Here is a 22,847-nt window from a genome sequence, read left to right as displayed (position 1 = left end):
GGAATGTCGGAATCTGGCATTGTCAAGAAGTTCAAGCAGTCTCAAGATGCTCTAGTAATCCAAGCGTCTGACCTTTCCCTGGAGACCATCTTCCAGATGGCGCAAACTGGCGCGATCGACGTTGCGCCACTTTTTCAACGCCGAGAGAGGTGGGATCAGCGTCGCCAGTCTGCTCTCATCGAGTCCTTCCTGATGAACGTCCCCGTTCCGCCGGTCTACCTGTCTGAGGATGATTACGGAAGGTATTCCGTGATCGACGGCAAGCAGCGCATCACCGCAATTCGCGACTTTATGGCAGGCAAGTTTCAGCTAACACAGCTAACTCGCTTCGAAGAGATCAACGGCTTGCGATTCTCGGACCTGCCAGGCGATCTTCAAAATGCTCTCAAAGTTAGGCCCTACATTAGGGCAATCACCATCCTGCGACAGTCGGATCGGTCAACAAAATATGAGGTGTTCCATCGCCTGAACTCCGGCGGTGAGCCACTCAACGCACAGGAGATCCGCAACGTAATCTACCGGGGCCCGCTGAATGATCTACTTATGGAGCTTTCCGAGGCGCCATTCTTGCGGCAGCAACTTAAAATTAGAGACAATAGGTCTTCTGCTTACAACCTAATGCAAGATGCAGAATCGGTGCTGCGCTACCTGGTCCTTCTGGAGCAGTGGGGAAATTTCTCCGGCGACTATCGAGTCTCCATGGATAGCTACATGGAGGCAAACATGAACATGGCTGCCCGGGAAATCGATCGACTCCGCCAAACGTTTCTACGGGCGCTCAACGCATGTGAGCAAATTTGGGGGGCACACGCCTTCAAGCGTCCCGAGGGAAACGGCTGGCGCGACCAGATGTTGGCTGGAATGTACGACGCCCAGATGGTGGCCGTAAGTTCAGTAGACGACAAGCGGCTAGCTTCGTTGATGTCAAGGAGCGGTGACGTTGTGGAAAAGACGCGCTCCCTGTTTGAAGACCGGGCTTTCAATGAAGCCGTCCGCTTGTCTACTAACACGCCTTCACGTGTAGTTTATCGCATCGGTAGGGTTTTGGAATTGGTGACGGAGTTCTAGCAGCTTGCGGGGGGGGGGGTATATATGTCTCTGTCATCGCGTGAAGCGTTCATTCAACGGATCCACACAATCGAGCAAGCTGCTAGCGAGCCGTTCCTTATCGATCGCGTGCTGACCGATGTAGCTCACAATAGCCGCGCCCGCCTGTTGCGGAATGGACTCATGGTTGTGGCTTTCACGTCTCTTGAGGATTTCATTCGCGCCAGGACAGAAGACTTGCTAGATGCGGTAAGTAGAACGGTCGTTCATTTCACAGATTTGCCGGAAATTCTGCAAAATGCTGCCACGCTGGGAGCCATGAAGGCGGCGAGATCCCGAGCGGATATAGTCAAGAACGCTGGCCAGGATCCGATAGTGCTGCTCCAGGAGGCTGCCAGGCATGTTGCCAGCACAGCCGCCGGCGCTCTTCAGCTGAGTCGGTTCAGTCTTGGCTATTCCGGTTCGAATGTAAGTAGTGGTGAGATAGCGCAGATTGTCACCTCCTTTCACGCTGCTGACGCCTGGAACGAAATATCTCTTATCGCACGTAGATGTGGTGCGGGCAGCTTGCCGCTAAAATCGGCTTACGACCAGGCGATGCGGTGGCGTCACGAGGCAGCCCACAATGCTGATGCCGACACTCAGCCGCGAGATCTGGAGACTTTTTGCACGCAAGCCGTGTCAATTGCTCTGGGGTTTGACGTCATCCTAAGCAGGGCTGCTCGGCTGCTGAAACAAGGTGACGCTAAAATCCTTGCCGGAAAAATCAAAGTCTCGACGGGGTTGAGTCTACGATTCTTGGATCCGGGCCCTAGGGGATATCGCGAAATGGGGGAAAGCGCAACTCGTGCCGCCAAGGTGACTAGGAGTCTAGATGATGCACTAAAGGCTGCAATACAGAATGCATCGAAAAATTACGAACCGGTCGTGTTGCGAGATTCTCAAGGTTTGCCGGCCTCGTGGGTGGTAACGGACGTCATGTAGCGGTCACGCCACTTCTTAGGTCGGCGGAGCGGCTTTGGGGTGGCGCTGCTTTGGCGCGAGTGACCCTTTCTCTGGCATCAGGCGGCTGCATGCTGTGCGCGCGGCACGGGCGCCGGCCGGGCTGGAGCGGGGCGGAGACAGGAGCGCAGGCCCGGCCGGGGGTCGGGCCGCGTGTGGTGAGCGGAGCGAGCCGCCTTGAACCCGTAGAGAAAGTTGTAACTCACTCTGTCGCGCGGGGCTGGAACTCGTGTGCGCATGCGGGAAGTTCGGCGCCTTGGCGGTGCGCGAGTGGCAGGAAGAGCACCGGTCGGATCGTCCAGGTGATGCGGGTCTTGGCATGGGTCACTGACACCGAGCACGGCTCGGCGCGCAGCAGGGCTCGACGGGTCTCGATGCGACCCTCGTACAGCCACTCCCATGCCTCGTCGGAGGCGTCCGCGTCCAGGGCCGGTGAGATGGTGCGGAGGGCAACAGCTACCCAACGGTCGGCCTGAGGCGCCGAGTACGCGTCGAACGACGCCAGCAGTGCTGGCCCCCACTGCTCGGTCAGGTCCTCGGTCCAGCACTCGCACCAGTAGCCCCGCTGCGGCAGCTTCAGCATGGATGGCCTCCCTGACGGGCGTCCGCGTACAGCTCCGCGGTGACCGTGTGGCCCTGGTCGCTGTCGTGCACGACGACCCGGTGAGCGATCGCGCTGACCATGCCCAGCCCTCGGCCGTGCTCGGCGTCCTGGTCCTGGTGCTCGATCTTCGGGGCGGTGGCCGTGACGCCGTCGTCCGTGACGGACACCGCTACCACCTGAGCCGAGACGGCGACCGCCAGGTGGAAGGTGCCGTACTCCCGGCCGCTGGCCGTGTGGAGGATCGCGTTCGCGCTCAGCTCGCTCACGATCAGTTCGGCGTCGTCCGCCAGAGGGGATCCCCGCAGGATGTCACGGGTCCAGCGGCGGGCCCGGCTCACTTCTTCCGGGAATCCTGGGCAACTCAGTCCCCAGACCCGGACTGTACTCATATGCTCGTGCATACAAGTTCCTTCGTGCTGGTAGGCAGCCATGTGCAGCGGGTTCGGGCTAGACGAGTTTCACGCCGTTGTGGGCGCGGACGGCTGGCGGGGACGTCGCGTCGAGGGCGTCCAGGACGCGGATCGCGTACGCCTCGTCGGCGAGGTCGGTGACCTCTTCGCGGGTGGCCCAGCGCAGGGCGCGGGTCTCGTCGCCGGTCGTGGGCGTGCCGTCGGCGGCCTCGCAGCGGAAGACGAGGGAGACGATCAGGCCCGTCATGTTCTTGTAGACGCCGGTCAGGGTGGCGGGGAGGGCGATCTTGATGCCGGTCTCCTCCAGGACCTCGCGCTGGAGGGCTTCCGGGATGGTCTCCTCGCGTTCGAGGACGCCGCCCGGCGGCTCCCACTTGCCGTTGTCGCGGCGCTGGATCAGAAGGGCACGGCCCTGATCGTCGACGACGACTCCGGCGACGCTCACGGAGTGCGGGCGGTCTGCGCTGTTCACGTTCCTCGGCCCTCTCGGCTGGCTAGGCTCGTCACCGTAGCAACACCACTCGGCAACTTGTCTAGATATCTAAAGGAGTACACGCGTCGTGAGTGTTCTTCCCTCCGGGGCTCTGGGCGATCTCGATCCCACGAGCGATCGTGCGGTCTTCCGGCAGATCGCCGACCAACTGCGCGAGGCCATCGGCCGCGGACGTTTCCGGGAAGGGGAGAAGCTGCCCTCCGAGGCCGAACTCGTGGAGCACTACGGCGTCTCCCGCATGACCGTGCGCAACTCCTTCTCCATCCTTCAGGGTGAAGGACTCGTGCACGCCGAGCACGGCAAGGGGGTGTTCGTACGGCCTCGGCCGCCGGTGCGGCGGCTCGCGTCCGACCGGTTCGCCCGTCACCACCGGGAGCAGGGCAGGTCCGCGTTCCTCGTGGAGGCCGACGCGGCCGGTGGCCGACCGGCCGTCGACAGCCTGGTCGTGAAGGAGGAGAAGGCGAGTCCGGAGGTCTCCGCGCGGCTCGGTGCCGTACGCCGCGTGCTCGTGCGGCGGCGCCGGTACCTGCTCGACGGGCGGCCCGTCGAGTTCGCCGCCTCCTACCTGCCCCTCGACATCGCGCGCGGTACGCCCATCGCCGAGGCCAACCCCGGCCCCGGCGGCATCTACGCCCGCCTCGAAGAACTCGGCCACCGCCTTGACCACTTCGACGAGGAGATCCGCGCCCGCATGCCCTCGCCCGACGAGGTGCGCACCCTGCGCCTCGCGCCCGGTGTGCCCGTCATCCACCTCGTCCGCACCGCCTTCGACACCGAGGGCCGGGCGGTCGAGGTGTGCGACACCGTCATGGCCGCCGACGCCTACGTCCTCGCGTACCAGCTTCCCGCCACCTGACCAGCACGATACGCAGACGAAAGCCGCCTGCCCGCGGACGGCGGTTCCGCGGGCAGGCGGCTCAAGAGCAGGGGCGTTACTTCTTCTTGCCCTGGTTCTTCACGGCCTCGATCGCCGCCGCGGCCGCGTCCGGGTCGAGGTAGGTGCCGCCCGGGTTGAGGGGGCGGAAGTCGGTGTCGAGGTCGTAGGTGAGGGGGATGCCGGTGGGGATGTTGAGGCCGGCGATGTCGGCGTCGGAGATCTGGTCGAGGTGCTTGACCAGGGCGCGCAGGCTGTTGCCGTGGGCGGCGACGAGGACCGTGCGGCCGGTGAGGAGGTCGGGGACGATGCTGTCGAACCAGTACGGCAGCATGCGGGCGACGACGTCCTTGAGGCACTCCGTCTGGGGGCGCAGCTCCGGCGGGAGGGTCGCGTAGCGCGCGTCGTCGAACTGCGAGAACTCCGCGTCGCGGGGCAGCGGCGGCGGCGGGGTGTCGTAGGAGCGGCGCCAGAGCATGAACTGCTCCTCGCCGAACTCCGCCAGCGTCTGGGCCTTGTCCTTGCCCTGGAGGGCGCCGTAGTGGCGCTCGTTCAGGCGCCAGGAGCGGTGGACGGGGATCCAGTGGCGGTCGGCGGCCTCCAGGGCGAGCTGGGCCGTGCGGATCGCGCGCTTCTGGAGGGACGTGTGGACCACGTCGGGCAGCAGGCCGGCGTCCTTCAGCAGCTCACCGCCGCGGACCGCCTCCTTCTCGCCCTTCTCGTTGAGGTTGACGTCCACCCAGCCGGTGAACAGGTTCTTCGCGTTCCACTCGCTCTCGCCGTGGCGGAGGAGGATCAGCTTGTACGGTGCGTCGGCCATGTCTCCGAGCCTAATCCACGCATTCGGCGCGCCGCCCGTGCGCCCGGCAGGCGGACAGGGGGCCGGTCCCGGGGAGGCGGTTCGCCGGGGCGTGCCGCCGACAGTTGACGGCTTCTGTTAATTGACTGGTTGGGCGGCGGGCCGGGCTCGTAGGTTGTGCGTACGGCGGGCGCGTAAGCCGCGCTACGAGCAGCAGCCACTTACATCCGGGGGTCGTCCATGTCCGTCACCAGTCCCAGACGCGCCGCCGGTCTGCGGCGTGCCGCCCGCGAGACGGTCTCCGGGCTCCCCCGCGAGTTCTGGTGGCTGTGGACGAGCACCCTGGTCAACCGGCTCGGCGCCTTCGTCGCCACGTTCATGGCGCTCTACCTCACCCTCGACCGGGGGTACTCCGCCTCCTACGCCGGTCTGGTCGCCTCGCTGCACGGGCTGGGCGGGGTCGTCTCGTCGCTCGGCGGGGGCGTGATGGCCGACCGGCTGGGGCGGCGGCCCACCCTGCTGATCGCGCAGGCGTCGACGGCCCTCTCCGTCGCGCTGCTCGGCTTCGTGCGCGACCCGGTCTCCATCGCCGGTGTCGCCTTCCTGGTCGGCATGGCCTCCAACGCCTCCCGTCCGGCCGTGCAGGCGATGATGGCGGACATCGTGCGGCCCGAGGACCGGGTGCGCGCCTTCTCGCTCAACTACTGGGCGATCAACCTCGGTTTCGCCGTCTCCTCCATGGCCGCCGGCTTCATCGCCGAGTTCAGCTATCTGGCCGGGTTCCTGATCGAGGCCGCGATGACGATGGCCTGCGCGATCGTCGTCTTCCTCAAGCTGCCCGAGTCGCGGCCCGGCAGCGACGGCGGCGACGGCGGCGAGTCCGGCCGGGAGGCGGGCGCGGAGGCGTCCGTCGGGCTGGTGACCGTGCTGCGCGACCGCCGTTTCATGAGTGTCGTGGGGCTGTCCTTCCTGGTCGCGGTGGTCTTCCAGCAGGGGTCGGTCGGGCTGCCCGTGGCGATGGGCCGGGCCGGGTTCACGCCCGCCGACTACGGTCTGGCCGTCGCCGTCAACGGCATCCTCATCGTCGCCCTCCAGATCCCGGTCACCCGGCTCATCGAGCACCGGGACCCCAAGCGGCTGCTCGTCGTCTCGTCCCTGCTGGCCGGGTACGGGTTCGGGCTCACCGCCTTCGCCGGGTCGGTCGGTGTCTTCGCCCTGACCGTGTGCGTCTGGACGCTGGGCGAGATGATCAACGCACCGACCCAGACCGGGCTGGTCGTCCGCCTCTCCCCCGTGCACGGGCGCGGCCGCTACCAGGGCGTCTACACCCTGTCCTGGTCGCTGGCCGCCCTCGTCGCCCCGCTGATGTCCGGCGCGGTCATCGACCGGCTCGGCGCCCAGTGGCTGTGGGGGATGTGCGCGGTCGTGGGGACGGCCGCCGCCGTCGGGTACGGCGCCCTCATGCGGAGCCTGCCGCAGGAGGACGACCGTCCGTATCTCGACGGACAGGGCGGCCAGGACGGCCAGGACGGCGACAAGGGGCTCGCGGGTGCCGGTGCGGTGGATCGGGCGGTCGCCGACACCCGTCCCTCCGCCGAGGCCGGTACCGCGTGACCCGTACCCATGTGACCCGCGGCCCGTGACCCGCGGCCCGTGACCCGCGGCCCGTGACTCGTACCCGTGCCCCGTGACCCGCGGGGCGGGCCCTCTCACGGGTGCATCCGCGCCCCCTTCATCACCTTGTCCACCGCGTTCCGCGGGCCGTACACCGCCAGACCCGCCAGGTCCAGGCCGGCGGTCCGTACGGCCCGTACCGCCGCGCGGTTGTCGCGGTCGTTGCCGGTGGCGAAGAGGTCGGTGGTGAACAGGGCGCGCGGGAGGGCGCGGGACAGGGCCCGGCCGTGGGCCGCCGCCAGGGTCTCCTTGGTGCCCTCGAAGACCAGCACCGGCTGGCGGAACATGGGCAGGTAGGACACGTCGTCGGCGTCCGCGTACGGCTCGCCGACCACCTCCGGGACCGTGGTGCCCAGGCCGCTGACCAGGAACGCGGTCACGTTCAGGCGCTGCCAGGTCTCCAGGTCCTCGCGCAGCAGTACGGCGATCTTCGTGTCGAAGCGGACGGGCACGGGAGCGGAGGCGGGGGCCTCGGGAGCGGCGGCCTCGGAAGCGGCGGGCTCGGGGCGGGAGGGCTGTTCGTTCATGGGACGAGGCTCCCGGGCCGCGTACGCCGTCGTCTTGTACGTTCTTTGCGCGGTACGTTCGACACGTGGCCGACCAGCGACAGGCACCCCAGGAAGCCCCGGCGGTCCGGGCGGACCCGGCCGCCCGCCGGGACGTCTCCGCCTGGCGCCCCGGTGTCCCGGGCGTCGTGGAGGTCCTGCACGCGCACTTCACCGGCTACGCCTACCCGATGCACGTGCACGAGGCGTGGACGCTGCTGGTCGTGGACGACGGCGCCGTACGGTACGACCTCGACCGGCACGAGCACGGCACCCCGCACGACACGGTGACGCTGCTGCCGCCGCACGTGCCGCACAACGGCTCACCGGCCGCGCCGAGCGGCTTCCGCAAGCGGGTCGTGTACCTGGACAGCAGCCGGCTGGGCGAGGAGCTGATCGGAGCGGCCGTGGACGGGCCCGAGCTGCGGGACCCGGTGCTGCGACGGCGCGTCGGGCAGTTGCACTCCGCCCTCGGCCGGCGCGGCGACGAGCTGGAGGCGGAGAGCCGGCTGGCGCTCGTCGGCGGGCGGCTGCGGGACCATCTGCGCCGCCACCGGACGGACGCCGCCGCGCACCTGGAGCGGCGGGACCCGGTGCTCGCGCGGCGGCTGCGGGAGCTGCTCGACGCGCGGGTGGTGGCCGGGGTCCCGCTGGAGGAGGCCGCCCGGCTGCTGCACGCCCATCCGGCGCATCTGGTACGGGCGTTCAGCGGCGCGTACGGCATCGCCCCGCACCAGTACCTGATGTCCCGCCGGGTCGGGCGGGCGCGCCGGCTGCTGCTGGACGGGCTGCCGCCCGGGGAGGTCGCGTCGGTGACCGGCTTCTACGACCAGGCCCATCTGACCCGGCACTTCAAGCGGCTGGTCGGGGTCACTCCGGGACGCTTCCGGGGGCCTGGCGTTCGATCAGGTGGGTGAAGGCGTCCAGGTTCCGCGTGGACTCCCCGCGGGAGGTCCGCCAGGCGTACTCCTTGCGGATCGCGGAGGCGAAGCCCAGTTCGAGAAGGGTGTTGAAGGCGCCGTCGGCCGCCTCCAGGACCTGGCCGAGCAGCCGGTCGATCTCGTCGGCGGTGACGGAGGCGAGGGACAGCCGGGCGGTGACGTAGATGTCGCCGAGCCGGTCGACGGCGTAACTCACGCCGTACATCCGCAGGTTGCGTTCGAGGAGCCAGCGGTGGACGCCCGCCTCGTTCTCGTCGGGGTGGCGGATCACGAAGGCGTTCAGCGAGAGGGTGTGGCGGCCCGCCAGGAAGGAGACCGTGGTGGAGAGCTTGCGGGTGCCGGGGAGCTTGACGACATAGGTGCCGGGCCGCGGGCTCTCCCATTCCAGGCCGGTGTCCTCGAAGGCGGCTTCGAGGGTGCGCGCGGCGCGCTCCGCCTCGCCTCCGGTGCCGGTGCCGGAGCCGGTGCCGGCACCTGCGCCGGAGTGACCGTCCGTCCCGTCCGTCCCGCCCGCCTCGTCCGTCTCAGCCATGGTGGGAGCGTACGCGACGCCGGTACGACTGGAGCGCGGCCGTGTACACCTCGGCCGTGGCCGCCGCCGAGGCGTCCCAGCCGAAGGAGCGGGCGTGCCGGGCGGCGGCGGCGCCCGTGCGGTCGACGAGCTCCGGGTGGTCGGCGAACTCGCGCAGCACGCGCGCGTAGGCGGCCGGGTCGTGGCCCTGGACCAGGAAGCCGGTCTCGCCGTGCCGGACGGCCACCGGCAGGCCGCCGACCGCCGCCGCGAGCACCGGGGTGCCGGTGGCCTGGGCCTCGATCGCGACCAGCCCGAAGGACTCGCTGTAGGAGGGCATGACCAGCACGGACGCGGCCCGGAACCAGTCGGCGAGCTGGTCCTGCCCGACCGGCGGCCGGAACCGTACGACATCGGCGATGCCCAGCCGGGCGGCCAGCTTCTGCAGCCCCTCGGGCTTGGCGAGGCCGCTGCCGCTGGGGCCGCCGACCACCGGTACGACGATGCGCGAGCGCAGGTCGGGCCGCTCGTCGAGGAGCACGCCCACGGCCCTGAGCAGCACGTCGGGGGCCTTGAGCGGCTGGATGCGGCCGGCGAAGAGCGGGATCAGGGCGTCCTGGGGCAGGCCGAGGCGGGCGCGGGCGGCGGCGCGGCCGTCGCCGGGGCGGAAGCGGTCGAGGTTGACGCCCGGGTGGACCACGGCGACCTTGGCCGGGTCGGCGGTGTAGTGGCGCACCAGTTCGCCGGCCTCGTCCTCGGTGTTGGCGATCAGCCGGTCGGAAGCGGCGACGATCTGGGTCTCGCCGATGACGCGGGCGGCGGGCTCGGGGGTGTCGCCGTCGGCGAGGCTGGCGTTCTTGACCTTGGCCATGGTGTGCATGGCGTGCACCAGGGGGACGCCCCAGCGCTGGGCGGCGAGCCAGCCGACGTGGCCGGAGAGCCAGTAGTGCGAGTGGACGAGGTCGTAGTGGCCGGGGCGGTGGCCGGCCCAGGCCTGCATCACGCCGTGCGTGAAGGCGCACAGCTGGGCGGGCAGCTCCTCCTTGGCGAGGCCCTCGTACGGACCGGCGTCCACATGGCGGACCAGGACGCCGGGCGCGAGGTCGACGCGGGGCGGCAGGCCGCCGGTGGTGGCCCGGGTGAATATCTCCACCTCGATGCCCTGGGCGGCCAGGCGCTGGGCCAGCTCGACGATGTAGACGTTCATGCCGCCGGCGTCGCCGGTGCCGGGCTGGTGGAGCGGTGAGGTGTGCACGGAGAGCATGGCGACGCGCCGGGGCCTGCGGTAGAGCCGCAGCCGCGCGGGAGCCGACGACGAGCGACGCCCGAGCCTGCCGACGTACTGGCTCACGTGGCGTTCCTCCTTGCTGCGGGCATGCCGGACCCTGGGCGCGGTGCGCCCTTCAGGGGGCAACGCCGTCGGGGGCGGCTCCCTTCCCGATGCCCGGGTCTTTGCACAATCATTACCAATCTCGATCAACCGTTCGACGGTGGGATGCGTACGGCTGTTCGACGGTCGGTGGTGTGCGGTGGTGTGCGGTGGTGTACGACGCGTGTCCTGGGCCGAGTGCCCCCATACCCTCGTATCCATGACACCCCGTGCAGCGTCCGCCCCCCGCGCCCGGCTCCGTGCGAGCCGCGCGGGCGTTCCGGGCGGCCGGAGCGGCTCGGGCGGCGGGCCGGGCGGCGGTTCGGGCGGGCGGGTTCCCGTCGTCGGGACGGTGACGCGCGGGACGACCAACCCGAACCGGCTGCGCCGCATGGACCGCTGGATCGCGGCGGTGCACGGCGCCGAACTGCGGCGCGCCGACGAGCCGGTGGCCGTCGACCTCGGCTACGGCGCCGCGCCCTGGACGGCGGTCGAACTCCTCCAGCGGCTGCGCACCGTGGCTCCACGCACGCGCGTGGTGGGCGTCGAGATCGAACCGGCGCGGGTGACCGCCGCGCTCCCCTACGAGCGCGACGGGCTCGTCTTCCGGCACGGCGGCTTCGAGGTGCCCCTCGCGCGGCGCCCTCAGCTCATCCGCGCGGCGAACGTACTGCGGCAGTACGACGAGGACCAGGTCACCGCCGTGTGGGAGCGGCTGTGCGCCCGGCTCGCCCCGGCGGACGGGCACGCGCGCGGGGGACTGCTCGTGGAGGGCACCTGCGACGAGATCGGGCGGCGGCACGTCTGGGTGGCGCTCGGTCCTGAGGGGCCGCGCACCGTGACCTTCGCCACTCGGCTCGGCTCCCTGCACCGCCCGTCCGACCTCGCCGAGCGCCTCCCCAAAGCACTGATCCACCGCAATGTGCTGGGCGAGCCGGTGCACGCGTTCCTGCGCGACTTCGACCGCGCCTGGGCCGCCGCCGCGCCCTACGCCTCCTACGGCGCGCGGCAGCGCTGGATCCGCGCGGTGCGCGACCTCACGGCCGACTGGCCGGTGACGGACGGGCCGACTCGCTGGCGGCAGGGTGAAGTGACGGTGGAGTGGGGGGCGTTGGCGCCGCGCGGCTGAGCCGGGACCGCATCCGTTCCGACGCCCGCGCAGCACCTTTCCGAAGGGCCGCCCCGGAGCCCGTCCCGAGGCCCGACCCGAGGTCCACCGCCGGATCCCGCACGCCTCGCGCGCCCCGCGCGCCCCCTCCCGTGCTCCCTTCACCTCCGCCCGTCGCACTTGTGGCGACCTGCGGGGAACGATCTTCGGGGGCCGCGCGTCACACAGGCGGGTGGTCGGCGCGAGTGGGCATCGGCGACCGGCCTCTGTCGTTTTGGGCGCCGTCGTGGCACTATCCCCCGGACGGCACATGTTACTGACGGTAAATCAGTTGGGGGCGGGGTATGGGACGGGGCAGGCGCAGTGTGCTCGCGGTGGCCGTGACCGTGGTCTGCGCGGTCACCGTACTGGGGGCGTCGGGCACGGCGTTCGCGAGCGCGGGGCCCGACCCCGCGCCGACCTCGACCGCCACGGCGCCCGCTGCCACCACGCCTTCCACGCCTTCCACGCCCTCCGCCCCGCCCGTCACGGCCCCGCCGGACAAGGACCTGGAGGCCGTCCGCGCCAAGCTGGACGAGCTGTACCACGACGCCGCCGTCGCCACGGACGCGTACAACGCCGCCGAGGAGAAGTCGAAGCGGCAGTCCGCCGAGGTGGTCGGCCTGTCCCAGAAGATCGTCGAGCAGCAGCGGAAGCTGGACGAGCTGAAGGACCGGGCCGGTGCCGCCGCCCGCGCCCAGTACCGCACGGGCGGGCTGCCGCCCCAGGCACAGCTGCTGCTGAGCGACGACCCGCAGCACTTCCTCGACGGGGCCGGCCGCGTCCTGGAGGGCGAGCGGGCCACCAGCGGCCTGCTCCAGGAGATGACCCGCACCCAGCAGGACCTCCAGCAGTACGCCGCCGACGCCGCCGACCAGCTGCACAAGCTGGAGGACAACCGCAAGGCCAAGGCCACCGCGCAGAAGCGGATCCAGGCGCGGATCAAGGAGGCGGAGCAACTGGAGGCCCGCCTGGAGAAGCGGCAGCAGGAGCGGCTGGCGCAGCTGGAGCGGGAGGCGGCCCAGCAGGCGCAGGCGGCCTGGCTGGACACCGGCATCCTCAAGGAGATCGGCGGCAGCGCGACCGAGGCCGGCAAGAAGGCGGTGCAGTACGCCACGGCCCAGATAGGCAAGCCGTACGAGTGGGGCGCCGAGGGCCCCAAGACGTACGACTGCTCCGGGCTGACCTCGCAGGCCTGGGCGGCGGCCGGGCATCCGGTGCCGCGCACCTCGCAGGAGCAGTGGAAGCAGCTGAAGCACGTGTCCGTGAAGGACATGCGGCCCGGTGACCTGATCATCTACTTCGGCGACGCCAGCCATGTCGCGATGTACGTCGGCAAGGGCCGGATCGTCCACGCCCCGCGCCCCGGCCGCACGGTGACCCTCGCGGGCGCGGGCACGATGCCGATCCTGGGGGTCGTACGCCCGGACGCGTCCTGAGAGGACGGGTTCGTACGAGGGGGGGTACGGCAGCCCGGCGCACGCCCCGGCCGGGACCGGGAAGCCGGAACCGGCCAAACAGCACCCGAACGGCACCCGAGCGACACCCGGCCGGGCGGACCGGCGTACGCCTCCCCGCCCCCGTCCGCCCCCTGTCCCGTCCCCGCCCCTGTCCCGCCCCGGCGGACACCGCACCGCGCCCCGCGTCCTCCGCCACGCGTTTCCCCAGTACGCCGCCCGCCCCCCCGGCCCGCCGCGCCGCGCGCGGTGCCGCCCCGGTGACCTGGGCCATGTGATCCACCGCACCCCCGGCCGCCGCCAAACCCCCCTGGACGTGACCTTCGTCATTCCGGGGCGGCCGGCGCCCTGACCAACTCCGGTACGGATCGCGGCATATGCCAGCGGCCGAAGCGCGAGCGACGCGCCTCACACCATTCCCCCGCGGCGCCGACTACCGCTATGGTCCCCGTCGGTGGAACGAGGTCCCTCGTGCCCGCCATGCCCTCGGGGGGAGGGAAGGAACCGAAACGATGCCCGTGCCCGTACCGCGGCAGAGAGAGATCCCGGCCGCGGAGAGCGGCCAGGCGCAGACCGTGTCCCACGGCGGCGGCCCCTCCGGCGCGCAGCTGACGCTGCTGCTGATCGAGGACGATCCCGGCGGCTCGCCGATCGTGCCCGAACTGCTCGACGCGTCCGGCAAGCCGATCCGCGTCCGCACGGCCCGCAACCTCACCGAGGCCGAGCGGCTGCTCACCGACGACGTGCACTGCATCCTGCTGGACCTGGCGCTGCCCGCCCCGGGCCGCTCGGGCGCGGACGACGACGAGCTGGCCGTACTGCGGCACGTGCTGGAGCTGGCGCCCCGGCACGCCGTGCTCGCGCTCACCGCGTCCGGGGACGCCGAACGCGGCGCCGAGGCGGTGCGCGTCGGCGCCCAGGACTATCTGCTCCGCGACGAGCTGGACGGACCGCTGCTGAGCCGGGCGATCCGGTACGCGGTGGAGCGCAAGCGCTCCGACACGGCCGAGCGGCGGCTCGCCGAGGGCCGGCTGCGCGCGCAGGAGAACCGGCGCCTGGAGCGCGGTCTGCTGCCGACGCCCCTGCTGGACGGTTCGATGCTGCGGTTCGCGGCCCGCTACCGTCCCGGCCGCTCGCGCGCGCTGCTCGGCGGCGACTTCTACGACGCCGTCCGCACCCCCGACGGCACCGTGCACGCCATGATCGGCGATGTCTGCGGGCACGGCCCCGACGAGGCGGCGCTCGGCGTGGAGCTGCGTATCGCCTGGCGGGCGCTGACGCTGGCCGGGCTGTGCGGCGACGACCTGCTGAACACGTTGCAGCAGGTGCTGGAGCACGAGCGCTCGGACGACGAGATCTTCGCGACGCTGTGCACGGTGGACATCGCGCCGGACGGGCGCCGCGCGGGCCTGTGCCTGGCCGGGCATCCGTCACCGCTGGTCATGACACCGGACCGGCCCGCCAGACTGCTGCCCTACGACAACAACGGCCCCGCGCTCGGCGTGCTGTCCGGCGCGCGCTGGCCCCGGCTTCAGGTGGAGCTGGGCCCCCGCTGGAGCCTGATGCTCTACACGGACGGTCTGATCGAGGGCCGGACCGGCCAGGACGGCGAGCGGCTCGGCCAGGACGGCATGCTGGACGTGGTCCGCCGCCAGCTGGCCGAGGGCCTGCGCGGCGAGGATCTGCTGCGGGAGGCGGTCCACGAGGTCCGCACCCTCAACGGCGGGGAGCTCACGGACGACGTGGCGGTGGTCCTGCTGGACCGGGAGCCGTAGGAAGCCGCGGCGCGGGAGACCGCGGCGCGACTCCCCCGAGGCCGCGGGCGGCGGTCCTACCGGCCGCCGTTGTACGGCCCGTACGGACCGTCGCTGCTGCTGCCGCCGCGACGGCGGCCCCAGCCGCCGCCACCGCCGCCGGAGACCTGCTTGACCGCGGGCCGCACGTCGACGATGTAGACGATGCTCGCGATCACGCCGATGATCGGCAGGAACGACAGGATCGAGAACAGGTAGCTGACGACGAGCGCCAGGGCGAGGATGATCAGCCAGAACGCCTTGTTCTGCTTGTCGGCCGCGCGGAACGCGTCCTCGCGCCGGATCGCGGCGTCGCACAGCCCGAACGCGGCCAGGACCATGAGCAGGATCTTCAGGATCCCCAGGAACCCCGCGAAGCCCAACATCAGCATGCCGTCCACCGCCCGTCTCTCCGATTCCTGTGCGGCCACCGTACCCGGAGAACGGGCCGGACACCCCAAGGGTGCCCGGCCCGCCGGTCCGGGCGGTCCGCTGCTTCTGCTGCTGCTTCTACTTCGCGGGCGGCGGGGTGGTCTTGCGGGCGTTGGCGCCGGTGGTCCGGCGCACGGCCGGGGCCTTCTTCGCGGGCGCCTTCTTCGCGGCGGCGGGCTTGGCGGCCGGTCCGGCCGCGGCGGCGGGCTTCTCGTCCTTGACCACGACCGGCTCGGGCCGGGTCCGCCGGGGCTCGGGCTCGACCGCGACGGCCAGTTCCTCGACCTCCTCGGCGATGTCCTCGATGCCCTCGGCGGCCTGGCCGCGCCAGGTGCGGACGGTCTTCTCGCCGTGCTCGGCGACCTTCTCGTAGGTCTCCCGGGCCCGTACGGCGTACTCGGCGGCGACGCCGACGCCGCGCAGGGCGAGGTCCTGGGCGTTCTCGCCGAGCCGCTTGAGGTCGGCGTCGAAGTTGGTGCTGAGCTTTTTCAGGTCGGTGTCCAGCGAGTTCAGGAACTCGGTGACCCGGCTCTGGACGGTCGTCTGCGTCTCCTTGACGCGGGCGCCGGCCTCCTTCGCGCGGGCGGTCGCCCGCTCCTGCACGGCCTTCGGGTCGGTGTTGCGCACGGCGTCGATCCTGGCCGGGGCCTCGGCGGCCAGCTGCTCCACCAGAGCGGGCACCTTGCGGGCCTGGCGCAGGGCCAGGTCGGCGGTGCCGGCGGCGAAGTAGAGGGGGGTGGGGTCGCTGAGGGTCTTGCGCAGGTCGTCGGCGATGGCCATGGTGATGATCCTCCCGGATCGCTTTCGGCTGAGGGTGGTCTGTCCCGCGGTCGGCCGCCGGGCCCGTACGGGCCCCGGGGTCAACCGGCCGTCTCCCGCGGTTCGTTGTCACTGCCGCCGGACGTACGGTCGCGGCGCTCGGCGGACGCGGGGCGGCCGGACGGTATGGCACCGTCGTCGGCGCCGGCGCCGTCGGGGCGGGCGCCCCCGAACCCGTTCTCCTTGCGGAAGGACTCGTAGATCTGGAGCAGTACCTGCTTCTGCCGTTCGTCGAGCGTGGGGTCCGCCAGGATGACGGCGCGCGTCTCCACCTCGTCGCGGTCGCGCTCGGCATCGAGGATGCCGGCCCGTACGTACAGCGTCTCGGCGGAGATCCGCAGCGCCTTGGCGACCTGCTGCAACACCTCCGCACTCGGCTTGCGCAGCCCGCGCTCGATCTGGCTCAGATACGGATTGGACACCCCGGCGGCATCGGCGAGCTGCCTGAGCGACAACTGCGCGTTGCGCCGCTGCTCGCGCAGGTACTCACCGAGATTGCCGACGTTGAGCGATGCCATGCCTCCACCATGCACCACCCTTGCTAACAATTGCAAGCACAGCGCTTGCAAGAGTGTTCCGAGGCGCGCAGGGCAGCACCGGGAGGGGCGGGCGGCCAGTGTCCGTTCCCGGTATTTCTGCGGTTTCCCGCCGTTTCTGCAGTGTGAAGTGAGCGAGTCCCGGACAACCTGCGCAGCGAATTGCCCCACCCAGGCCACCTGCCCGGGAGAGATCTGGCCGTCGTACACCCGGCCTGGAGAGAACGCGGCGGCGGCGGACGGGCGCCCCACCCTTCCCCGAGTTACCAGGAAGGGTGGGGCGCCAGGCGCGCGTCCGTTGGTTCGTCGGTCAGCAGGCCCGCGCGTTCGTGGTCACCGAGGCTGGTAGGAGGTGGCCAGCACGGAGACGGTGACCTGGTCAGGTAGGGGACCGTGACCACTCAGGTCCGCGTGGGTCAGGTGGCGTGCGCTCGGTGTCATCCCCACCAGGTCGATGGCTTCTTGCCTGGTCAGAGGTGCGGTGTATTCGACGTGCTGGGTGCAGGCGGCCTCGAAGTAGGGGTCCAACGCCTGGTGCAGGCGCTGTTCCTTGTCCGGGTCGATCGTGACCATCGCGGGGACTCGGCCCCGTAGCTCAGCCAGGTGCCGCTCGACGGGGCGCACCACGATCAACCGGCCGGTCGAACGGAGTACTCGGTGGAACTCAGCCGGGTTGCGCGGGGCGAACACGTCCAGCATCACGTCGACCGTCTGGCCGACCAAGGGGAAGGGGCGAAAGACGTCCCAGCTTGCCGCAGCGGCTCGCGGATGGGCTCGGGCTGCCGAGCGCAGGGCGCGTACGGACGCGTCCAGCCCTAGGCCGCGGGCGCCGGGAAGTTGATCGAGTACGCCGGCCAGGTAGTAGCCGGTGCCGCATCCGATGTCCACGACCGTGCCTTGACCAGGCAGGACGTCGGCTGTCATACGGGTCAGGGTCTGGCGAATAGGGGCGTACCTGCCGGTGGACAAGAACTGGTTTCGGGCCTGAACCATTGATGTGTCGTCACCACTGGTGGCGCGGGCGCCCGTCAGGAGGCTGACGTAGCCCTGACGGGCGATGTCGAAGGTGTGGCCCGACGGGCAGCGCAGTGAGCCACGGTCAGGTCGGAGACTGGTGCGGCACACCGGGCAGCGCAGCAAGTCGAGGAACGGTTTGAGGGCAGGGGGAAGCAACGCAGGCACGAGGCACTCCTGGCAACGGTGAAGGAAAGGGACCGTGCCTGTACGCGCTCTCAGAGGCCGCCGTCGTAAGAAGACGAGGCCCGGTATCCCGTCGCCTCGGTGCGGGCGGCGCAAGGAAGATGGATCACGTAGCAGGCACGCCAAGGAGGGCGACGCCCTACGGCATCGCCCTCAATACCTCGTGATCACAGAGCCTGGGTGTGCTGGGTCCACATGCCTACACCTTACGAGGCTCGCCGAAAGCCCCTTGCCTCGCCTGAGCAGTTAAGAGACACGGCACAGCGACGCGGGTTCGCGCCGGACTGGGTAATCACCCGGACGAGGGGTTTGGTCCCATTCAAGCTGCCCAGTCCCTCCAGGTCTGCAAAGTGGCGTACATGGGGCTGGGTGTGTTGGAGGGGATGAAGCCGTCACAAGTAGACGGCTTCGAGGTCGGCTGGCGGGACGACCAGGGTGAACATCGGCTGCCGTTGGCGGATGCGGTCTCGGTGCCGTTCGAGGACGGGCGGCCGGTCCGCGACTTCCCGTCATATCGCGGGCAACGGCATTTCCCTGGGTTGTACTGGTCGTCGACGACCGGTGGGCACGTGGGGTTCGAGTCCTGGCTGGAGCGGGATCACGCGATGCTGCTCGACTTCACACCAGAAGTGACGGGGCTGCTGTCGCAGCCGTTGTGGCTGTCCTGGAAGGACGATCGGGGCAAGCGGGTCTCGCACGCTCCGGACTACTTCGCTCGGTTCGAGGACGGGCGGGGGCTGATGGTGGACTGTCGGCCGCTGGACCGGATCGACGCACGGTCGGCGGCCAAGTTCGCGGCTACGCAAGCAGCTTGTGAGGCGGCGGGGTGGGGTTACCGGGTTGTCGGCGAGGTGGATCCGGTGCGGATGGCGAACGTTCGCTGGCTGGCGGGATACCGGCATCCTCGGTACGGGGCCGATGAGGGGCTCGTGGCCCGGTTGTTGGCACTGTTCTCGGTGCCTTCGCCGCTGGTGGCACAGGTTGCGTTGCTGGGTGATCCGATCGCGGTGTTGCCAGCGATGTTCCATCTGCTGTGGCTGGGGCGGCTGGCAGCGGATCTTTCGCGACCACTGTCGGATGCCACGCTGGTGTCGCCAGCGGAGATCCGGTGAGCGGGCGCCCAGGGCCACGGGCGGCGTTGCGGGTCGGGGATCGGGTGCGCCTGGATGACCGACTGCACACGGTCGTCGGCTTGTCCGGGACGACGGTGCGGCTCCTCGACGAAGCCGGGTCGGCGAGCCTGGTGTTGTTGTCGCATCTACTGGCCTCGGAAGGCTTTGAACTGGTTGGCCAGGGTGCCGATCAGGGCCGTATGCCGCCGTTCGCGCTGTTGGACATCGTGCCGGAGCGGGAAGCCGAGAAGGCGGCGGCATGGGAGCGGCATGTGACCGAGGTGGAGTTCGGCAAGCCGCTGGATGCTGATCCCACGGCCCTGCCTCGTCCGGAATACGACCCGGCCCGTCACCCAGTTGAGGAGCGGGTGGCGGCCAAGGCGGCGGAACTGCGGGCTATCGGCTGGCAGGCGAGTGTGGGGACCGTTCAGCGGATGCGCAGGCGCTACCGCGAGCAGGGTCTGTGGGGGTTGGTCGATCACCGTGCAACTCGTCTGTCCTCACCGACGGGAAGGGCCGATGACCGGGTGGTGTCCGCCATCACGGAAATCCTGGCCACGACGACGAACGAGTCCACCGGCACCCGCGGCCGGCTGCGTCGGCGGGTGGAGGCGCTGCTGGCGGAACGGCACGGGCCGGGAACAGTGGCGATGCCGTCGAAGTCGGCGTTCTACCGGCTCGTCGAGGCGATGAGCGAGGGCACGCACGCCTTCGGCGAGGCCACATCCCGCAGGTCGGCGGCTCGCCGCCCGCCAGGAGCATTCACCCCTTCCTCGGCCTGCCGCCCCGGCGAGATGGTGCAGATCGACACGACACCGCTGGACGTGCTGGTGGTCCTGGAGGACGGGGTGAGCGGACGCCCGGAACTCACGATCGCCGTCGACGTGGCAACGAGGTCGATCTGCGCCGCGGTGCTGCGACCGGCAGGCACCAAAGCCGTGGACGCCGCGCTGCTGCTGGCCAAGATGCTGGTCCCTGAGCCGCTACGGCCCGGCTGGTCGGACGCGCTGGCGATGTCGGCGACGCTGATCCCCCACCAAAGGCTGCTGAACATCGACGCACGCCTGGAGCAGGCGGCAGCCAAACCGGTGATCGTGCCGGAAACGATCGGCATCGATCACGGCAAGGTGTTCGTCTCCGACACCTTCCTGACCGCCTGCCGGTCGCTGGGCATCTCCGTCCAGCCGTCCCGCCCGGCGACCCCGACCGACAAGGGAATCGTCGAGCGGACGTTCTCCTCGATCAACACGCTGTTCTGCCAGCACATCCCTGGTTACACCGGTTCGAACACGACCCGCCGTGGCGCCGGAGTCGAGGCCGTCTGGACACTCGCGGAACTCGACGACCTGTTGCAGGAGTGGATCGTGGCCTGCTGGCAGCAGAGGCCACATGAAGGACTGCGCAGCCCGTTCCTACCGGGCCGCCCGATGTCTCCCAACGACGCGTACGCCCTGCTGGTCTCCCGCACCGGCTACCTGCCAATGCCGCTGAGCGGCCTCGACTACCTGGAGCTGCTACCGGCACTCTGGCGTTCGGTCAATGACTACGGCATCCGCATCGACCACCGCACCTATAACTGTCCCGGACTGAACCCGCTACGGCGCCGCTCCTCGGGAGTGACCGCCAAAGGCGGGCTCTGGGAGGTCCACTACGACCCCTACGACCTGTCCCAGGTCTGGGTACGCGACGCGCGCCCCGGAGAGTGGATCACTGTTCCGTGGACACACCGGCACCTGGTCTCCGCACCGTTCGCGGACTTCACCTGGCGCCGAGCCCGGGACCTGCTCGCGACGCGGGGCCGGGACGACACCGACCAGGCCGCCGTGGCCGCCGCAGTGGACCAGTTGCTGACCCGGGCGGAAAGCGGGCCGGACCGCCGGATCGCGGCCCGCACCCGCGCCGCCCTGGAGCCCGCTCGGCCCGTCGCCATGCTGCCGCAGGCATCTGCTCCGGACGACGTCGAGGACGAGACCACCGTCCTGGAGCAGCCGTCGAACGTCATCCCCTTCGGCGTCTTCGACGCCTTCACCGACGGGAGCCGCCTGTGAATCAGGCGCCACCACAGGACATCGCCAACCCGCAGGCTTCGCTGACCACGAAGGAAGGCTGGCGGGCGTTCGTCGACGAGAACCCCGAGCCCCCACCGTCCCTCCCACCCGGAGCAGTTCTGGACGAGGGCGAACTGGAGTCCTACAAAGAGGCGCGGATCGACTACCACACACGATCCGTCATCGTGAACACCCCCACGATCCGCGGCGTCGTTGCTACCGGCCGCAAACGCATCGTGCTCAACCGGCACCAGGTCTCCGCCCGGCGCGGCCTGATCGTGTCCGGTTCGGCCGGCACTGGCAAAACCACCGCGATCACTCAGCTGGGCAAGAACGTCGAACAGATCACCCGGCGTCGCAACCCCGCCGCCGTCAGCGGACTGCCAGTCGTCTTCGTCACCGTTCCCCCAGCCGCCACCCCCAAGATGCTCGCAGGCGAGTTCGCCCGATTCCTCGGCGTCCCACTGGAGCACCGCATGAGCCAGGTCCAGATCACAAACGCCGTCTGTGACCTGCTCGGCAAGCTCGGCACCACGCTCGTCCTGGTCGACGAGATCCACAACCTCGATCTGACGACCAGCCACGGAGCCGAGGCATCCGACCAGCTGAAGTACCTCTCGGAACGGATCGCGGCCACCTTCGTGCTTGCTGGTCTCGACGTCGAGACCAGCAGCCTGTTCCAGGGCACCCGCGGGCAGCAGATCGCTGGCCGCTACACGGTCATCCCCTCCCGGCCCTTCGGCCACAAGAACCGCGCGGACAAGGAGCACTGGCAGGCCCTGGTGGCGACCATGGAAGACGCCCTGCAACTACACGCTCATCGTCCCGGCACCTTGGTCGCCATGACCGGTTACCTCCACGAACGCACCGGCGGGCTGATCGGCAGCCTCTCCCAGCTCATCCGAGAAGCCGCCGTCGACGCCATCGATACCGGAACAGAAAAGATCACCAAGCGCATGCTCGACGAGATCGAGCTCGACCACGCCGTCCAGCAGTCCCAGCCTGAGCACCGCCGCGCCAAGCGCACCCGCACGCCGAAGGCAGCCTGAGCAATGGAGCCTTGGGAAACCCCGGCCCGACTGCTGCCGCTTCCTCTGCCACCGGTCCACGGGGAGGTCTTCGGCTGGTATCTGCACCGCCTCGCCGCCGCCAACCAAGTGACGGCAGGCCAACTGGCGAAAACCCTCACACCGTTCAAAAACGCGCAGGTCGGCAAGCGGACAGACACGCTATGGCGCTGGACTCCGATGGTTCTGCCACGGCTGGCCATCCTGACGGGTCTTGCGCCCGAGACCCTCCGGATGCTGCTACCAGCAATCGCCAGGATTGAGGCGCGCACCGCTGGTGACGTCGTCCGCTACCGTCGGCGTCTCTACGTCGCCTGCTCACACTGCATGCATCGGCGCGGGATCACCGGGCCCGTCCTCGCCCACCGCCCCGCCGATCTCCAGCTCTGCCGCCGACACGGCACCTGGGTCGACGGCAATCGCCACTACCGCGTCGGCCACCTCCCAGAGCTCATCACCGCTGAGCTCCGACACCGACGGATCGCCCGCCGTTTCCCCGACACCCTGGAAGCAGCGACGAAGGAAGCGCAGCACTTGGTCCGCTCCTGGCTCCTGAACAAAAACCAACCTCATCTGCTCTCACGCTGGAATGACCGCCTCGCCCAGCTCCCTCCCAAGGAAGCCATCTACGGGAACATCATCAGGCGACGCGTCGACGAGCGGGAGTACATCGCCACCTATCCAGAATTCGTCACGCTGCTGGGCATGGTGGCCGATCCTGCTTGGCGGGCACTACGGGCGCCTCGTCGATGGGCGAACCTCAGCCAGCACCGGCGCACCATCGACGCCGTCTACACAGAGGCCGAGCACCGGCTGAGCGTCCCCACCCTTCGCGAAAGGATCCACTCCCACACCTTCTCCAACGACGCCCTCTTCCGCTGGACCGAGTCCTTGGGAAGGTCTCTGATGCTCGTAATGACACCGGAGGACCACGACGCCCTGCGGGATGAGTCCCAGCAGAACTGAA

General features: G+C 69.8%; 23 protein-coding genes. 12 read left to right on the top strand and 11 right to left on the bottom strand.

Annotated features, from left to right (window positions below; translation table 11 throughout):
- Positions 1-3: 3 nt before the first annotated feature.
- Together R4Z62_RS18530 and R4Z62_RS18525 are read left to right on the top strand one after the other, a co-directional pair.
- A complete protein-coding gene (locus tag R4Z62_RS18530; RefSeq protein WP_491520383.1) occupies positions 4-1,068 on the top strand; it encodes a GmrSD restriction endonuclease domain-containing protein in 1,065 nt (354 codons plus the stop codon).
- Between the two features lie 24 nt (positions 1,069-1,092).
- A complete protein-coding gene (locus R4Z62_RS18525; protein ID WP_491520382.1) occupies positions 1,093-2,031 on the top strand; it encodes a hypothetical protein in 939 nt (312 codons plus the stop codon).
- 220 nt (positions 2,032-2,251) lie between these two features.
- Here R4Z62_RS18525 and R4Z62_RS18520 read toward each other — a convergent pair whose 3' ends face one another.
- Genes R4Z62_RS18520 through R4Z62_RS18510 form a run of 3 tightly spaced genes read right to left on the bottom strand, consistent with a single transcriptional unit; the run spans position 2,252 to position 3,508 of the window.
- Positions 2,252-2,632: a hypothetical protein gene (locus R4Z62_RS18520; protein ID WP_491520381.1), complete on the bottom strand. Its 381-nt coding sequence runs from the start codon at positions 2,630-2,632 to the stop codon at positions 2,252-2,254.
- Positions 2,626-3,054 (bottom strand): ATP-binding protein, encoded by a 429-nt coding sequence (locus R4Z62_RS18515; RefSeq protein ID WP_491520380.1) that lies wholly within the window; start codon positions 3,052-3,054, stop codon positions 2,626-2,628. Before R4Z62_RS18515 ends, R4Z62_RS18520 begins: the two co-directional genes overlap by 7 nt.
- Positions 3,055-3,100: 46 nt before the next feature.
- On the bottom strand, positions 3,101-3,508 hold the full coding sequence (locus R4Z62_RS18510) for an NUDIX hydrolase (RefSeq protein ID WP_491521892.1): 408 nt from the start codon (positions 3,506-3,508) through the stop codon (positions 3,101-3,103).
- Between the two features lie 115 nt (positions 3,509-3,623).
- Here R4Z62_RS18510 and R4Z62_RS18505 point away from each other — a divergent pair, with 115 nt between their 5' ends.
- A complete protein-coding gene (locus tag R4Z62_RS18505) occupies positions 3,624-4,412 on the top strand; it encodes a GntR family transcriptional regulator (RefSeq protein ID WP_491520379.1) in 789 nt (262 codons plus the stop codon).
- Positions 4,413-4,488: 76 nt separating this feature from the next.
- Here the strand turns inward: R4Z62_RS18505 and R4Z62_RS18500 are convergent, their stop codons facing one another.
- A complete protein-coding gene (locus R4Z62_RS18500; protein ID WP_491520378.1) occupies positions 4,489-5,250 on the bottom strand; it encodes a phosphoglyceromutase in 762 nt (253 codons plus the stop codon).
- 219 nt (positions 5,251-5,469) lie between these two features.
- On the opposite strand from R4Z62_RS18500, the gene R4Z62_RS18495 reads away from it, so the two are divergent.
- On the top strand, positions 5,470-6,843 hold the full coding sequence (locus tag R4Z62_RS18495) for an MDR family MFS transporter (protein ID WP_385499704.1): 1,374 nt from the start codon (positions 5,470-5,472) through the stop codon (positions 6,841-6,843).
- Between the two features lie 95 nt (positions 6,844-6,938).
- Here R4Z62_RS18495 and R4Z62_RS18490 read toward each other — a convergent pair whose 3' ends face one another.
- Positions 6,939-7,430, bottom strand: coding sequence for a DUF2000 family protein (locus R4Z62_RS18490; protein ID WP_385499701.1), 492 nt, complete (start codon positions 7,428-7,430; stop codon positions 6,939-6,941).
- Between the two features lie 65 nt (positions 7,431-7,495).
- On the opposite strand from R4Z62_RS18490, the gene R4Z62_RS18485 reads away from it, so the two are divergent.
- A complete protein-coding gene (locus R4Z62_RS18485) occupies positions 7,496-8,365 on the top strand; it encodes a helix-turn-helix domain-containing protein (RefSeq protein WP_385499697.1) in 870 nt (289 codons plus the stop codon).
- Here the strand turns inward: R4Z62_RS18485 and R4Z62_RS18480 are convergent.
- Both R4Z62_RS18480 and mshA read right to left on the bottom strand, forming a co-directional pair.
- Complete coding sequence (locus R4Z62_RS18480) at positions 8,319-8,921, bottom strand: type III secretion system chaperone family protein (RefSeq protein ID WP_385499695.1); 603 nt, start codon at positions 8,919-8,921, stop codon at positions 8,319-8,321. The genes R4Z62_RS18485 and R4Z62_RS18480 overlap by 47 nt on opposite strands.
- Positions 8,914-10,251: a D-inositol-3-phosphate glycosyltransferase gene (gene mshA, locus R4Z62_RS18475; protein ID WP_064533844.1), complete on the bottom strand. Its 1,338-nt coding sequence runs from the start codon at positions 10,249-10,251 to the stop codon at positions 8,914-8,916. Before mshA ends, R4Z62_RS18480 begins: the two co-directional genes overlap by 8 nt.
- Before the next feature lie 409 nt (positions 10,252-10,660).
- Between mshA and R4Z62_RS18470 the strand changes: the two genes are divergently transcribed.
- The 3 genes from R4Z62_RS18470 (at position 10,661) to R4Z62_RS18460 (ending at position 14,648) form a co-directional block, all read left to right on the top strand.
- Complete coding sequence (locus R4Z62_RS18470; RefSeq protein WP_385500113.1) at positions 10,661-11,398, top strand: class I SAM-dependent methyltransferase; 738 nt, start codon at positions 10,661-10,663, stop codon at positions 11,396-11,398.
- Positions 11,399-11,721: 323 nt separating this feature from the next.
- On the top strand, positions 11,722-12,855 hold the full coding sequence (locus R4Z62_RS18465) for a C40 family peptidase (protein WP_355479422.1): 1,134 nt from the start codon (positions 11,722-11,724) through the stop codon (positions 12,853-12,855).
- 530 nt (positions 12,856-13,385) lie between these two features.
- Positions 13,386-14,648 (top strand): PP2C family protein-serine/threonine phosphatase, encoded by a 1,263-nt coding sequence (locus tag R4Z62_RS18460; protein WP_064533847.1) that lies wholly within the window; start codon positions 13,386-13,388, stop codon positions 14,646-14,648.
- Positions 14,649-14,704: 56 nt separating this feature from the next.
- On the opposite strand, the gene R4Z62_RS18455 is transcribed toward R4Z62_RS18460, so the two are convergent.
- The 4 genes from R4Z62_RS18455 to R4Z62_RS18440 form a co-directional block, all read right to left on the bottom strand.
- Positions 14,705-15,058: a DUF2516 family protein gene (locus R4Z62_RS18455; RefSeq protein ID WP_037873825.1), complete on the bottom strand. Its 354-nt coding sequence runs from the start codon at positions 15,056-15,058 to the stop codon at positions 14,705-14,707.
- A gap of 118 nt (positions 15,059-15,176) precedes the next feature.
- Complete coding sequence (locus R4Z62_RS18450; RefSeq protein WP_018568767.1) at positions 15,177-15,878, bottom strand: hypothetical protein; 702 nt, start codon at positions 15,876-15,878, stop codon at positions 15,177-15,179.
- An 80-nt stretch (positions 15,879-15,958) separates the two neighbouring features.
- Positions 15,959-16,435, bottom strand: coding sequence for a helix-turn-helix domain-containing protein (locus tag R4Z62_RS18445; protein WP_382847065.1), 477 nt, complete (start codon positions 16,433-16,435; stop codon positions 15,959-15,961).
- Positions 16,436-16,786: 351 nt separating this feature from the next.
- A complete protein-coding gene (locus R4Z62_RS18440; protein ID WP_491520377.1) occupies positions 16,787-17,635 on the bottom strand; it encodes a putative RNA methyltransferase in 849 nt (282 codons plus the stop codon).
- Between the two features lie 377 nt (positions 17,636-18,012).
- On the opposite strand from R4Z62_RS18440, the gene R4Z62_RS18435 reads away from it, so the two are divergent.
- From R4Z62_RS18435 to R4Z62_RS18420, 4 genes are read left to right on the top strand one after another with little or no spacing between them, the layout of a single operon-like run.
- Positions 18,013-18,765: a TnsA-like heteromeric transposase endonuclease subunit gene (locus R4Z62_RS18435; protein ID WP_491520376.1), complete on the top strand. Its 753-nt coding sequence runs from the start codon at positions 18,013-18,015 to the stop codon at positions 18,763-18,765.
- Positions 18,766-18,809: 44 nt separating this feature from the next.
- A complete protein-coding gene (locus R4Z62_RS18430; protein WP_491520375.1) occupies positions 18,810-20,813 on the top strand; it encodes a transposase in 2,004 nt (667 codons plus the stop codon).
- Positions 20,810-21,862, top strand: a complete 1,053-nt coding sequence (locus R4Z62_RS18425; RefSeq protein WP_491520374.1) for an AAA family ATPase — start codon at positions 20,810-20,812, stop codon at positions 21,860-21,862. The genes R4Z62_RS18430 and R4Z62_RS18425 overlap by 4 nt, the downstream gene beginning before the upstream one ends.
- Before the next feature lie 3 nt (positions 21,863-21,865).
- Entirely contained in the window at positions 21,866-22,846 is a 981-nt protein-coding gene (locus R4Z62_RS18420; RefSeq protein ID WP_491520373.1) for a TniQ family protein, read from the top strand.
- Position 22,847 lies beyond the last annotated feature (1 nt).

Source organism: Streptomyces sp. PL-25, from assembly GCF_058344915.1.
This window is presented reverse-complemented; position numbering and strand designations above follow the sequence as displayed.